This is a genomic window from Catellatospora paridis, assembly GCF_009720365.1.
Classification (GTDB): Bacteria; Actinomycetota; Actinomycetes; order Mycobacteriales; family Micromonosporaceae; genus Catellatospora; species Catellatospora paridis.
The window spans coordinates 1-13,820 of the sequence record NZ_ML769316.1; the positions used below are offsets into that span (position 1 = coordinate 1).

At 65.6% G+C, this 13,820-nt stretch carries 10 protein-coding genes; 8 read left to right on the top strand and 2 right to left on the bottom strand.

The window, feature by feature from the left end; all coding sequences use genetic code 11:
- Positions 1–1,246: 1,246 nt before the first annotated feature.
- Entirely contained in the window at positions 1,247–1,549 is a 303-nt protein-coding gene (locus F9C41_RS15670) for a MerR family transcriptional regulator (RefSeq protein WP_155387961.1), read from the top strand.
- A 192-nt stretch (positions 1,550–1,741) separates the two neighbouring features.
- On the opposite strand, the gene F9C41_RS15675 is transcribed toward F9C41_RS15670, so the two are convergent.
- Complete coding sequence (locus tag F9C41_RS15675; RefSeq protein WP_155387553.1) at positions 1,742–2,173, bottom strand: winged helix-turn-helix transcriptional regulator; 432 nt, start codon at positions 2,171–2,173, stop codon at positions 1,742–1,744.
- A 105-nt stretch (positions 2,174–2,278) separates the two neighbouring features.
- Here F9C41_RS15675 and F9C41_RS15680 point away from each other — a divergent pair, with 105 nt between their 5' ends.
- The 3 genes from F9C41_RS15680 to F9C41_RS15690 all read left to right on the top strand — a co-directional run bounded on the left by F9C41_RS15680 (position 2,279) and on the right by F9C41_RS15690 (position 4,661).
- Positions 2,279–2,998: a DsbA family oxidoreductase gene (locus tag F9C41_RS15680; protein ID WP_196279792.1), complete on the top strand. Its 720-nt coding sequence runs from the start codon at positions 2,279–2,281 to the stop codon at positions 2,996–2,998.
- 94 nt (positions 2,999–3,092) lie between these two features.
- Positions 3,093–3,698 (top strand): isochorismatase family protein, encoded by a 606-nt coding sequence (locus F9C41_RS15685; protein WP_155387555.1) that lies wholly within the window; start codon positions 3,093–3,095, stop codon positions 3,696–3,698.
- A gap of 585 nt (positions 3,699–4,283) precedes the next feature.
- Positions 4,284–4,661: a helix-turn-helix domain-containing protein gene (locus tag F9C41_RS15690; protein ID WP_155387962.1), complete on the top strand. Its 378-nt coding sequence runs from the start codon at positions 4,284–4,286 to the stop codon at positions 4,659–4,661.
- A gap of 163 nt (positions 4,662–4,824) precedes the next feature.
- Here F9C41_RS15690 and F9C41_RS15695 read toward each other — a convergent pair whose 3' ends face one another.
- Positions 4,825–6,255, bottom strand: coding sequence for an MFS transporter (locus tag F9C41_RS15695; RefSeq protein ID WP_230689647.1), 1,431 nt, complete (start codon positions 6,253–6,255; stop codon positions 4,825–4,827).
- Positions 6,256–6,355: 100 nt separating this feature from the next.
- Here F9C41_RS15695 and F9C41_RS15700 point away from each other — a divergent pair, with 100 nt between their 5' ends.
- From F9C41_RS15700 to F9C41_RS15715, 4 genes are all read left to right on the top strand, one after another.
- Positions 6,356–7,441, top strand: coding sequence for a DUF5937 family protein (locus tag F9C41_RS15700; protein WP_155387556.1), 1,086 nt, complete (start codon positions 6,356–6,358; stop codon positions 7,439–7,441).
- 1,190 nt (positions 7,442–8,631) lie between these two features.
- Complete coding sequence (locus F9C41_RS15705) at positions 8,632–9,732, top strand: phosphotransferase family protein (RefSeq protein ID WP_155387557.1); 1,101 nt, start codon at positions 8,632–8,634, stop codon at positions 9,730–9,732.
- Complete coding sequence (locus F9C41_RS15710; RefSeq protein WP_155387558.1) at positions 9,729–12,002, top strand: lanthionine synthetase LanC family protein; 2,274 nt, start codon at positions 9,729–9,731, stop codon at positions 12,000–12,002. Before F9C41_RS15705 ends, F9C41_RS15710 begins: the two co-directional genes overlap by 4 nt.
- A 150-nt stretch (positions 12,003–12,152) precedes the next feature.
- The gene (locus F9C41_RS15715; protein ID WP_155387559.1) at positions 12,153–13,805 is read left to right on the top strand and encodes a glycosyltransferase family 4 protein; all 1,653 of its coding nucleotides are present in this window, start codon (positions 12,153–12,155) and stop codon (positions 13,803–13,805) included.
- Positions 13,806–13,820: the final 15 nt, after the last annotated feature.

Sequence of the window (13,820 nt, forward strand, 5' to 3'; positions counted from 1 at the left end):
ATCCGCACCAACGCCGATCAGACCATGACCATCGACCCCTGCAACCTGCAACTGCTCTACCAGGGACGTTCGCCCAACTCCGGCGGCGACTACGGCCTGCTGCCCTACCGACCCGGCCTGCTGACCCGGCAGCGCTGACATCTGAGCCAGGTACGGCTCGGGCGTGTCCGACGTTCACGAGCACCGGCATTCGCCGCATCGCTTGAACGTTTTCGCAGCTCGTGATCGGTATCGAGGGGACGCACTGGGCGGGCTCGGCGCATCCGGGCCCGCCCGGTCATCGGATCGTCAGATCATCCGCCTGACCGCGCGGAGCTTCACGTATGCGAGACGGCAGGGCAGTTGCCTACCACGCTCACGGCTGCCGTCGCAGTGTGCGCAGGCACCATCACTGCGGCCACCGGAACCCAGGCTGCCCCGGATGCCCTGCGGGGTGGCATGACCCAGCTCAGACAGACCAGAGTTCATCGCCCTTGAGCAGGCCATAGCCTGCGATTCCATCCTCCGGGTCATCCGGGTACCTCAACGTTCGACGCGATGCCGTGCCCTATCGATGCACGGCTCCGTTGGTTGGCTGCGTCGGGCACGTCGGGTGACGCACGGTTCAACCGTTCACCGGTGGAGCTAATCCCGGGCAAGCTGAGGAGACTCCACTGGCCGACGCGCGGAGGAAATCTAGGCTCGCGACACTAGACATCTTCAGTGTCGCCGGCTAGTGTTCCTGGAGTCAGCAGATGGACGAGCAAAGACGCAGACGGATCCGCCCCGCCAGTGGGCGAAGGAGCATGGCCGCGCAGCTCACGGCCCGCTCGCTAGCAGCACGACCGCAGGTAGCACGACCGGGCGCGGTACGGCCCGGGCAGCAGGTGAGGCCGAGGCAGTTTCGGGGCTTCACCTGGCAGGATGTTCCGCTCGTACGTGTGCAGGGCCATGGAAGTCGCGTGGGGTCCTCACACCGGCGGAACCGCAGCACAGCAGATGGCACGTGGAAACAGAGGAAAGGGAGGGCTGTACACCGTTGGATCGCCCGCGTCGGCGCAGTTCAGCCGTTGCGGACACCGCAGGTCCCATCGAACGAAAGGTGGTCTCCGGTCACGCTTACGCGATCCTCGCACCCGGCTCCGTCGCAGACGGACGCCGCGGATACGACAAACCGACAATCCTGTCGGCAGATGGTGTCATGACCCGCAACCCTTGGGCCCCGGTGCTGCTTCTGGCACCGGGGCCCTCGACTTGGAAGGTGACAATGGGCCAACCCGACGACATGTTCGGTGACGAGAACTACCCCGCGTACACCATGGGCCGGGCCGCGGAGATCATCGGCGCCACGCCGGATTTCCTGCGCAAACTGGACGAACTCAAACTGATCAACCCTCTCAGATCCAGCGGCGGACACCGCCGCTACTCCCGCTACCAGCTGCGCCTGGCCGCCCGAGCCCGAGAGATGGTCGATCAGGGCACCGCTGTGGAAGCCGCGTGCCGGATCATCATCCTCGAGGACCAACTCGAAGAAGCCCTCCGCCAGAACCAGCAGCGCCCAGCCGACTGACCTGCCAGGACGCGACGTGTGCCGGCCATCGAGCCGGCCCGTCGTCGCAGCCGTCCGGCCGCACCTGATGTAGTCGCCTCGTGGCACAGCCGGACCTCCGCACCCAAGCCACGGGCGGAGGTCTGGCTGGTCCTGCCTCAGCTGAACCAGCGTCTCCAGAACTACCACCGGAGCTTCGGCGCCGCAGCCCACCTACGGTGCGGCGGCTTTGTCGTACGCGGTCTGATGGCGGCGGATCTGGACATGGTGCTCGGCGGACCAGGCCGCCAGGGCCAGGACGGTGGACAGGAGCGAGGTGCCGAGTTCGGTGAGGGCGTACTCGACGCGGGGCGGGACCTCGGGGTAAGAGACACGGGATACGAGCCCGGTGCGCCGCAGCTGCTTCAGGGTCAGGGTGAGCATCCGCTGAGAGATGCCGGGGATCGCGTCGCCCAGGTCCGAGTATCGGAAGGGCCCGTCGGCGAGCGTACCGATGATCAGCACGCTCCATTTGTCGCCGACCAGGTCCAGGACCTCTCGGATGAAGTCGGCGTTCTCGTTGTCCCAGTGCGCGCAGGGCCCCGGTGCGGCCCGGACGTTCGCCCGGACGTTGGTCGGCCTCCGTCGCAGGTTCTCGGCGCTCATCGTTTCCTCACTCGGTTGTTACGCACATGAATGTTCCTTTTGTGGCTCCCTGATTCTAATGCATCATGGGGCTACGAACAGGAAGTGAGAAATGAGGTCAGTGCCATGAGGATCGAATTCTGGTCGGACATCGTCTGCCCGTACTGCGGGCTGATGGACCACCGGCTGCGCCAGGCCCTCGACCGGTTCCCCCACGGAGACCAGGTCCAGGTGATCCACCGGTCGTTCCAGCTGCACCCCGACCTGCCGCGTGAGGGTGTCAGCCAGCGGGAGCTGATCAAAATGGTCGGGGCCCCCGCAACGACCGTGGACCAGGTCCTGCGGCCGATCGAGCGGGCCGCCGAGGCGGAGGGCCTCACGCCCTACCACGCGGTCGACCGCACGCTCGGCCCGACGGACCTGGCCCACGAACTGCTCGCCTACGCCACCGATCAGGGCCGCGGCAGCGAAATCTGGACGGCGATGTTCCGAGCACACTTCGGCCAGGCCCGCAAATTCTGGACCCTCGCGGAGGTGCTCGACTTCGCCGCCGAAGTGGGCCTGGACCGCGCCGGTGCCGCCGAAGCCCTGCGTAGCCGCCGCTACCGCACCCGCGTGGCAGCCGACCAGCGCGAAGCCCAACGCCTCGGCGCCCGCGGCGCGCCGTTCCTCGTGTTCGACGGCCGCTTCGCCGTCCCCGGGGCCGTCGGCGCCGACGACCTGCTCGCGGTCATCGCCCAGGCATGGGCCGACAGCCATCCCACACCGCAGCCACTGCCGGTCGTCGGCGGCGCTGAGGGCTTGTGCACCCCCGACGGATGCGCGGCACCCGACCACGCCATGTGACACCCGCCCGCCGGACGAAATCCCCGACTGCAACCCGAACAGTACCACTCGGGTTGCCGTCACCGACCCAGCAACCGCATTGGAGTGACAGACCATGACCAGCTTGAAGGCACAGGACAGCGCCCTGCTCCTGATCGACCACCAGGTCATCTCGATGGGCTTCATCAGGACCCAGTCGCCCGAGACAGCCAAAATGAACAGCGTCACGCTGGTGAAGGCGGCCAAGGTCCTCGACATCCCCAACGTCTGGACCAGCAGCACGGAGGACGACAACCAGGACTGGTGGATGCCCGGACTGGAGGAGATCAACCCGCACGCCTACGCCAACCGGGTCAAGCGCACCGGCATCATCGACTCCTGGGACGACCCGAACTTCGTGCGGGCCGTCGAAGCCACCGGCCGCCGGACCCTGATCATGGCCGGCACCACCAACGACGGCTGCCTGATCTACACCGCAATCAGCGCCAAGCAAGCCGGGTACGAGGTCTACGCGGTGCTCGACGCCGGCGGCTCGGTGTTCCAGATCTCCGACCAAGCCGCGCAACTGCGCATGATGCAGGCCGGCGTCATCCTGACCACCACCGCTGCGGTCCTGGGCGAACTCGCCAAGGACTGGGCAACTCCGCACGGCGCGGAGATTCGCAAGCTCCTGGCCGAGAACCTCACGACCGCCATCGGAGGATTCGGGTTGTCGAAGTAGGCGCACAAGAAATCTAGCCTCGCGGCACTAGACATCCTCGGCAACGCCGTCTAATGTTCCTGGAGTCAGCAGATGAGACGAGTAAAGACGCAGACGGATCCGCCCCGCCAGTGGGCGAAGGAGCACGGCCGCGCAGCTCACGGCCCGCTCGCTAGCAGCACGACCGCAGGTAGCACGACCGGGCGCGGTACGGCCCGGGCAGCAGGTGAGGCCGACGCAGTTTCAGGGCTTCACCTGGCAGGATGTTCCGCTCGTACGTGTGCAGGGCCATGGAAGTCGCGTGGGGTCCTCACACCGGCGGAACCGCAGCACAGCAGATGGCACGTGGAAACAGAGGAAAGGGAGGGCTGTACACCGTTGGATCGCCCGCGTCGGCGCAGTTCAGCCGTTGCGGACACCGCAGGTCCCATCGAACGAAAGGTGGTCTCCGGTCACGCTTACGCGATCCTCGCACCCGGCTCCGTCGCAGACGGACGCCGCGGATACGACAAACCGACAATCCTGTCGGCAGATGGTGTCATGACCCGCAACCCTTGGGCCCCGGTGCTGCTTCTGGCACCGGGGCCCTCGACTTGGAAGGTGACAATGGGCCAACCCGACGACATGTTCGGTGACGAGAACTACCCCGCGTACACCATGGGCCGGGCCGCGGAGATCATCGGCGCCACGCCGGATTTCCTGCGCAAACTGGACGAACTCAAACTGATCAACCCTCTCAGATCCAGCGGCGGACACCGCCGCTACTCCCGCTACCAGCTGCGCCTGGCCGCCCGAGCCCGAGAGATGGTCGATCAGGGCACCGCTGTGGAAGCCGCGTGCCGGATCATCATCCTCGAGGACCGATGGTCGATCAGGGCACCGCTGTGGAAGCCGCGTGCCGGATCATCATCCTCGAGGACCAACTCGAAGAAGCCCTCCGCCAGAACCAGCAGCGCCCAGCCGACTGACCTGCCAGGACGCTAAGACGTGTGCCGACCATCGAGCCGTACCGTCGTCGCAGCGTCCGCTTGCGGTGGGCACCGTCGGCGCCCACCGCAAGCCCGGACACACGAGCAGACCACGGAATCTCCAGCTGTGCCGCCGTAACGTGCCTGCCGCGGCTGGACCGAGCTGTCAAAAGGATCGGTCACCCGACCCGATCCGATCGGCTGGCGGCTGCCCGCGCCTGGAGGACGCCTACGGCAGCTCCGAGGAGCCGGTGCGGCACGACCATCCCGGCGTCGAGGGCGGGTTCGGCCTGCTCCTCGTCGAGCGGCTCTGCACCAGGTGGGGCGGCGCGCACGTCGGTGACGGCACGTACGTCTGGCGCGACTGCCCCTTCAGCTGCTCCACCGCAGCCGCGCCGAGCGCCGCCGGCCTGACCCACCTCTCCCATCGGCGTGCCCAGCACCACGGCCGCACCGGCCAGTGTGCTGAGTGCCAGCATCAGCCACAGCGCCGACGGGCCGACCGCGAGCAGGCCCGTCAGGATCGCGGGCGCGACGGCCATTCCCAGCCCGGTGGAGAGCTGCCAGCGCACCAGCGCGCGCCCTACCAGCCGCTCCGGCGTGCTCGCGATGACGAGCGCCGTCCCGCTGCCCGTGTAGAGGATCTCCCCTGCGGTGTAGAGCACGCAGACCACCGCGACGAGCGCCGCACCGGCGTTGCCACCCACCCCGGCGGCCGCCCAGAACCCCAGGTAGGAGCCCGCGAGCACCACCCCCGAGGCGGCCAGGACCGGTCTGCGGTGCCACCGGCCCAGCCAGACGACGAGCGGCACCTGCACCGCGATGACGAGCACGGTGTTGCCCACGAACATCCCCGCCGACCAGACCGGCGACACGTCGAGCTGCGTCACCATCACCGCGGGCAGCGCCACCTCGAGCACGCCGAAGCAGAGCGCGAAGGGCAGGTTTGCCCAGAGCAGCCCGGTCAGGTGACCCACTCCGCCCCGCTCGCCCGCCACTGCCGGGCGGTCCGGCACCCGGAGCCGCATCGAGGCGACGAGCAGTCCGGAGACGAGGAACCCCAACCCGGTCAGGGCGGCGAGCGCCCGCAGGACCCCGTCGCCGCCCGTCACCGCGACGGTGGCGATCAGCGCTCCGGCGCCGAGGCCCGCGTTGCGCACCGAACGCCCGGCGGCGAGCGCCGCATCCCGGCGGCGGCCGGTGGTGAGCGCGGCGACAAGGGCCGCGTGCGCGGTCGGCCAGGCCTGGCTGCCCAATCCCAGCAGCACCGACGCGGCGAGGAAGCCCGCCTCGCCGTTCCCGGCGAGCAGCACGCCGACCCCGGCCACTCGGACGAGCAGCGTCGCCGCGACGACGGCCGACCTCGCACCCCGGTCGATCCACCGTCCCGCGAGCGGCAGCACGACCAGGCCCGCGAGCAGCCCGGCCGAGAGCGCCAGCCCTGCCGCACCGGCGCTCAGGTGGAGCACGACGATGCCGTAGAGCAGCAGGAACGGGCGGAGCAGGCCACCGCCCACCGAGTCGATCACCAGAACCAGCGTGTACCGCGGACCGCCGCCGGCGTGCAGCAACGCCGCCCAGCCCAGCCGTTCATCCTTCTGCTTCGTCACGCCGACCACGGTCGCCGCCGGGTGGTCCCGGACCACGCCGGTTGACGATCCTCGTCAAGTGTCGCGGCCCGCCCCGGCAGGTGGTGTCACGATGGGCGGCGTGGGACTGACGATCGACATTGCCGGCGTACCGGATGAGCGGTTTATCTTTTCTCCCTCACCGCTGGGTGAGCTGGCCGCGATGCTGCACGCGCTGGCGGAGCCCGCGCACCACCCGGCGCTGCACGGCTGGATCACCGCGACCGCCGCGTCGCTCAAGCCGGAGCTGAGCGACCGGCTGCTGGAGGCCGATTTCCTGTGGCGGTCGGCTCGGGCCGACTTCTTCGTGCCGGGCCGGCCCCGCGACACCCTCGCCGCCGAGCTCGACGACGTGGACCGGCTCGATGACGAGACCTATGTCGCGGCTGCTCTGATCACCACGAGCTGCGGCTCCACGCCCCAGCGCCGCCTGCGCTCACCGCTGGTCGACGCCGACGCTCGGCACCGGGCCCGCGAGCTGGCGCTGGCTCGCGGGCCGCGCCAGGCCGACTTCGCCGACCAGCTCCTCGCCGACCCTCCGGGTGTACGCGCCTGGGTGCGGCGCCTCCTGGAGGACTGCGAGCAGGCCTTCTTCGCCGAGTCGTGGGCCCGGGTGCAGCATCAGCTCGCGGCAGACTCCCGGCACAAGGCGGACCTGCTGGCCCGGCACGGGCTCGACGCGGTGCTCGCGGCGGTCTCCCCCGCGACGACCCGCTCCCCCGACGGACGGCGGATCCTCATCGACAAGCTGCAGGACAACGCGACTTCCGCGCAGGGGCAGGGGGTCACCTTCACCCCGACCGCGTTCGGCCGACCGCACCTGCTCGTCGTGCACGCGCCAGGCTGGCGGCCGGTCGTGCAATATCCGACGGCCGAGGCCGGGCTGCCGCACCCCGTGCCGCTCGACCTGGTCCAGCGGCGGATCGACGCGCTCGCCCACCCGGTGCGGCGGCGGATCGCCCGCACGCTGGCCCGGGGCCCGCACACGACCGGGGAGATCGCCGAGGCGTGGCGGCTCAGCGCGCCCGAGGTCTCCCGCCACCTCGCCGTGCTCAAGCAGGCCGGGCTCACCACGGTGAGCAGGCGCGGGCGATACGTGCACCACCAGCTCGACCTGACGGTCTGCGCCCGCCTCGGCGCCGACTTCGTCGAAGCGATCCTGCGCTGATCGAGCCCTTCATCGTCAGCTCTGGCATGCGGCCTATGTCTGTGTACGACTCGACGGTTCCGACGAGACGAAGCTCGCTGCCTCTTCGACGAGCGTTTCGTCCGCGTGCTCGCCCGCCATCGCGACAGCGGCACACCGGCCGACCCGGACATCGTGCTTCGCATCGCCGAGAACGTCGACCAGAACTCCACGGCCTACGACGCGGCGCAATGAGCGCGGTCGGGTCGGTCGCGCGTGCTGGCTCTCGCGCCCAGGCGGTCGCGAACTGCGCGACCCCGTGGGCGGCGCGCTGCGCTACGCCGCCAACGGCTGGCCGGTGTCCCGCGGTGTGCTGCCGGGAAGGCGCGTAGGCGGCCAGGCGGCTCGCCGAGGTTCGACCGGCATGAGGGCGCTTTAGCCGGTGCTGGCCAATTTCCGGCCATCCTCGCCGCCCGTCATTCCGCTGGATATTCATCGGACATCGACAAGTCTTTTATGACTAACGCTCTCCGCGTACGAACCGGCACTTCAGTACTAGTCCGACCGGACGGCAGTCCTTCCCGGATTTTCCTTCTGATGTTCTTGGAAGGTCGCTTCCGTCCATCTGAAACTTGCTAACCTACACGACAGGTGGGCGTACGCGTGGAGCGAGCGACGAAGCACCGGTTTCGCCCATCGACAAGCTCGCTTGTTCAGATGTGGGGGGCTACAGATGTCTGAGCAGAAGCCTGATGATCTAGCTGCCGAACTGGTTCCCGATCCCACAAGACTTCCTGACGTCGTGGTTCTGAGGGGATTCTTGGGAAAGAGCGATCGGGTTGGTGTTTCAAGGCTGTACGTCGATCTGAGGTTCAGCGAGTTCGTCGAGGTTGCTGACGAAGATGTGCTCGCCAGGCGGTCCCTCGATGCAAACCAAAACCCCCTGGGTGGCAGCGTGCTGTGGGTGAGGCGGAATGCGCCGCTGCTACGTGCGACGGTCTGCTTGGCGCGGGAACACGCGGCCTTTCTGAAAGGTGATATCACCGCAAAGGCATTGCACCGATCCAGAATGGAACTTCCCGTCGGGCGGAGGCCAGCCGAACTCGCTATAGCGCGAGGTGGGCCTACAGATCCTTTGTACTACTCCACATGTCGGGGCCCGCAATGCGAAGATCCCGGCGAACCTGGTGGCTGCCCCCTGAACACCATACAGTAGAGAGGTCTGGACACTCATGCTCGGACCTCTCGAGGTGCTGCCGTACCTGCAATCTCGCGGCTACCTGACAACTTCGGGTGCCGTGCTGGACGACATTACCATCGAGGATACTTCACGACGGAATACGAATTTGAAGGTGCTTCGACCGCGCGGCACGAGCTTATTCTTGAAGCAGGCTCGAGACGCAGACGGGGCCGCGCACCTCGCTCACGAAGCGTCGATCTACCGGATCCTCCGAGCCGATGTTCGCCGGGACTCGTTTAGTCGCTGTCTTCCACGGCTCCTTGGATATGACGCGATCGAACACATCCTTGTCGTAGAGCTCGTTCGGAAATCGCACAGCCTTCGTGAGCACTACGCCCTCAAACGACGTTTTCCGGTGGCCCTGAGCATGGCCGTGGCGCACGCATTGGCCCGTCTTCATCGCTTCCCGATCAAAGATGACCTGGTCCCGAAAAGCTCACCCGGCCCTCCGTGGATCTTCAGTCTGCACCGACCTGACCTGCGGCATTGGCGCGGCCTCAGCAGTACGAGCTTGAAGGCCATCGAAATCATCCAGGGCAACTCGGAGTTTTGCCGGCTTCTCAACGAGCTCCAGCAGGAGTGGCGAAACGACGCCCTCATTCACTTCGATGCAAAATGGGATAATTGCATTGTCCTAGAGTCATCCGCTCCCAAGTATGCCGGCGGGCTTCGCATTATTGACTGGGAGCTCGCTGGATTGGGGGACGCCTGTTGGGACGTCGGCTCGGTCTTGGCAGATCACTTGAACCTTTGGCGATCGTCTGTCCTGCTTTCTGATGACCAGACTCCCGAGCACTGCCCGGCCGACGTTCAATGGCGCCTGGAGCGGATGCAGCCAGCGATGAGAGCATTTTGGAGAACCTACGTCAGGTTTATGCAGCACGAGCCTGCCGTCGCCGATGACCTGTTGGTGCGCACCGTGCGATTCGCAGCCGTGAGACTGCTGCAAACTGCAGTCGAGGCGGCGCAAGTCTCGCCGGAGCTTACGAGCAACATTGTCGGCAGCATGCAACTCAGTCTCAATATGTTGCAGCGTCCGATGGAGACAATCCTGCATCTCCTTGGAATCCGACCGCATGCCTCCAGCCGATGAAGAACATGTATCGCGACAGCATCGTTCGAGCGCTGATGGCCACCGAAGTGCAACGAGGACTCACCTACTTGTGGTTCGGCAGGCGGTTCGGAGCACTACCAAGCTCGGTCAAACGTCGGATTGATGACGCAACGGCTCGGAATCACTTACTTCTCGACCTTCAGGCCCGGCTCTATCGCCTCTTCTACTGTGTGGGTGAGGCGACACCTAGCAACTTGTCGTATCAACGCCACCCGGAGATACCGTTGGGGCCCGAGCTGCAACGCGCCAATCAGGGGCGGGGATACTGGGGCCAAGGCTGGCAGGTTCGATCATTCGATCCCCAGTCGATGACGTTCATGGTCAGGAGAGGCAGTCTGACTCTGCACGTGAGCGCAAAAGACTGCACGGCTCTTGAAGCTGGCTTTCCGCCACCAGAGGCAATGGTGTCCGTCCGCTTCCAGAAGGACCTGCCCAACTTGTCGCCAGGCTTTTACATGGCCCTGGGTGACAACGAACTGAAGCAGGATGAACCCTCGGGGACACTGCGCCTGTATTGGAACCTCACGGCTTCAGGCGCCGTGAGCTTCGTGCAAAGGACGACCAAAGCCCTCAACAGAGCTGAGTTGCCGTTCACGCTGAAGGCCCTCGACGACGCCGCGCAATATAGGCGCTGCGACGCAGTCGTGCTTTACCTGCGTAAAGACGACTTCAGACAGGCCGCGGAAATCCTGCAAAAGATTCACCGGGCGCTGGAAACGAGCTTGCGGCCTGCAACGCCCGCATTGACCAAGAGAATCGCGGCGGGTGTCGGAGCCGCGGAGAGTCCACCATCGGGCCTCAGCTTCGGGATGAGTCGCTGTCGAGCTCTGGCCGAGGCGATGCTGAGGGCTCATGAAACGCATCGAATCTCCATTGACGATCGGTTGCAATCAGTCGCGGAGTGCTTCGCCGAAGACGGCTTTGATTTCGCATCCCCCTACTTGAACCTCGGATCACTGGACCAGTTCGAGTTCGGGTCTCGGCCAAGACGACGACCCACGCAGGATACGGCGCTTGAGGCGCATACCAGCGCGGAGTGCCTGAAAGCGGCTGCTGAAATCGGCCGCGTATTGGCGCAACAGGCGATATGGCACGGCGATCGATGTAATTGGGTCGGCGCAGAGCTCGTGCCCGACAGTGCCAGAACGAGCTCCCACTTCAATACGGTATACAAGACGTTGCCGTCCGACATGTATTCTGGAACCAGCGGCGTCGCCTTGTTCATGGCAGAGCTGGCGGTCCTGACCGGTGATTCGGAAATACGCAGGACCGCGCTAGGCGCCATTCGGCACGCTCTCACTTCTTTCAAGAGCGTGCCTCAGGCAAAACGTCTCGGGTTCTACTCGGGCCTGATAGGGATTGCATGTGCCGCCGCACGCATCGGAAGGAGACTCGGCGAGGAAAGTCCACTGACGGGCGCCGCCCAACTACTGGCCCATCTTGAGTGTACAAATCGAACAGGCAGGGAATTTGACCTGATGGCCGGCAAGGCCGGTGCGATCGTTGGGCTGTTGCGGATTCGACACGATTTGAAAGACGCGGTTGAGGTGAATCTCGCACGCCAACTGGGGAACGCTCTGTTGAGAACCGTCGAGCACTCTTCGGTTGGGTGCTCCTGGCGGTCACATACCTTCAGCTACAGACACAACCTGACAGGCCTCTCCCATGGTACAGCTGGAGTGGCTTACGCCCTCCTCGAGCTCTATCACGAGACCGAGCAGGCCAGCTATCTGAGGGCAGCAGAAGACGCTCTCAGGTATGAGCGACGCTTCTTCAACAGCGATGTCGGAAACTGGCCAGATTTTCGTGAGGAGTCGGTGCGTCCTCGCCGCAAGGATCCGCAGTCCTACAAAACGTCTTGGTGTCATGGCGCCCCAGGAATCGCGCTGTCCCGGCTCCGCGCATACCAGATCACCGGCAACGATGTATACAGGGAGGAAGCCGATGTCGCCTTGAACACGACTCGTGCGGCGATCATTGCCTCGATGGAATCTCGTCGATTTGGCTATGCGCTCTGTCATGGCCTGCCGGGAAACGCCGACGTGCTGCTTTCCGGTTGCCGGGTACTCGGCTCGGCAAGGATGGATGATCTTCATCTGGCACGACAAGCCGCCGGCGCGATCAGCCGGTTTCGCGGAATGGGCGATATCGAAAGTCCAAGCTTGATGCTCGGCTTGGCGGGTGTGGGGTACTTTTATCTCCGGCTATGCGATGCGGAAATTCCATCTGTCCTATGGGGCTCGGTCTGACATCCGGGAACATTCGGGTCGTAGCGTGGAGCTTCGGGCTGACAGAAGCAACTGATCGGCCGTGAGGACCACCGGCCTCCTCCAGTCCGCTTGCGTTCTGTGGCCGTCTCCTCCCCCGGCATCCCGACGAGCTCTGCCCAGGGAGCATCGATGTACTGCATGACCATCGCCTCACTGCCCTTTCCGCTTGAGGAGTACAAAGACGAGCGCCCTACGGAGTGCGGAATCTGGGGAGCCGAAGTAGCCAAGGCGGCTGTGCTGCGGGCGGTGCTGGAACATTCGCAGTGCGAAACCGTGTATCTGCCGTGTACGACCCGGCGTCAGCTGACCGAGGCCGGGGACCAGCTGATGGCCTACCCGAACCGGGAGCGCGTCCGACCGGTACTCGTTGCCGACTATCCACATGTCGCGCGTCACGACCGTATGGTGCTTTTCCATCCCGGCTCGTCCGGTGGTGACGGAGTGCGATATCCCGGCCTTCAAGGACTGGTGAACATACGCGCGTTCGCCGGCGGCGCCCCATGGCCGGTCATTGGTGTCACGCACAGCATTTCCGGCGGACCCGGGTTCTGGTACATGTTCGGCGCGCTTATGAGCGCGCTGCGCGGACACGACGCCTTGGTCTGCACCAGCCGCGCCGGCCGCTCCGCCGTGGAGCGGCTGACGTCGACCGCCTCGGCACGGCACCCACCGGAGATGATCAGATGCCGGCTGCCGGTCATTCCGCTGGGCACGGATGCCATCACGCATCGGCCAAGCGAGAAGGCGCCGGCACGAACACGACTCGGACTTGCCCAAGATGCCGTGGTGATCCTCTATCTAGGAAGGTTCTCGGCGCACTACAAGGTCGATCTCTTCCCGTTGATCCTCGCCTTTCGACGGCTCCCGCCAGAGCAGCGCGCGAACGCCACGCTGGTTCTCGCCGGCGACGACGTGCGGCACCGGATCGCGCCCATGCTGGCGACGTTCGCCAGCGAAGTCGGCGTGGGCGACATGGTGACGATACTGCCGAATCCGACGAGTGACATCAAACGCAGCTTGTACGCCGCCGCCGACGTCTTCGTGTCACCAACCGACAGCGTGCAGGAGACCTTCGGCCAGACGGTGATCGAAGCGATGGCGTGTGGGCTTCCGGTCATCGCATCGGACTGGGACGGCCACCGCGACTCGGTGCAGCACGGTGTCACCGGGTTCCTCGTCCCCACGCAATGGGCGGACTGCTTCGAACACCTGCGGCACACGCCGTTCCTGTGGGAGCCGCTGGAACTGTACCGGCACCTGGGTCAGGCGACATCGGTCGACATGCGTAGCCTGACTGAACATCTGGAGCAGCTGATCGACAACCCTGCGCTCCGGGCGCGCATGGGTGCCGAAGCCCGGCGTCGGGTGCTGCAGCACTACGACTGGCCGGTCATCGTCCGCCAGTACGAAGCGCTCTGGCTCGAACTTCTGGACCAGGCGAGAGATCAGGCTGACGAGGCGCCCCGCGACGAGCTCGGATTCGACTACCTCGACACGTTCCGTGCCCACCCGACATCGTTGATCAGCGTTGACACGCGGGTCCAGGTGAGTCCGGAAGGTGCCGAACTGGCCGAGGACGGCTTGCAGTTCCTCCGCGTGACCGAGTTGTCGGAGGAACTGGAGATCTGTGCGAGGATTCTGGCGGCGTGCGGCGCCGACCGCGGGATTCCGATATCCACAGTGATGGCACGCGTGGCTGACGGCGCAGGTGAACCACGGCACGAGTGTTTTCCGCAGATAGCTCAGCTGGTGAAGTACGGCATCCTCGAACTCGTGAACTGACGGTGTGGACCGCGT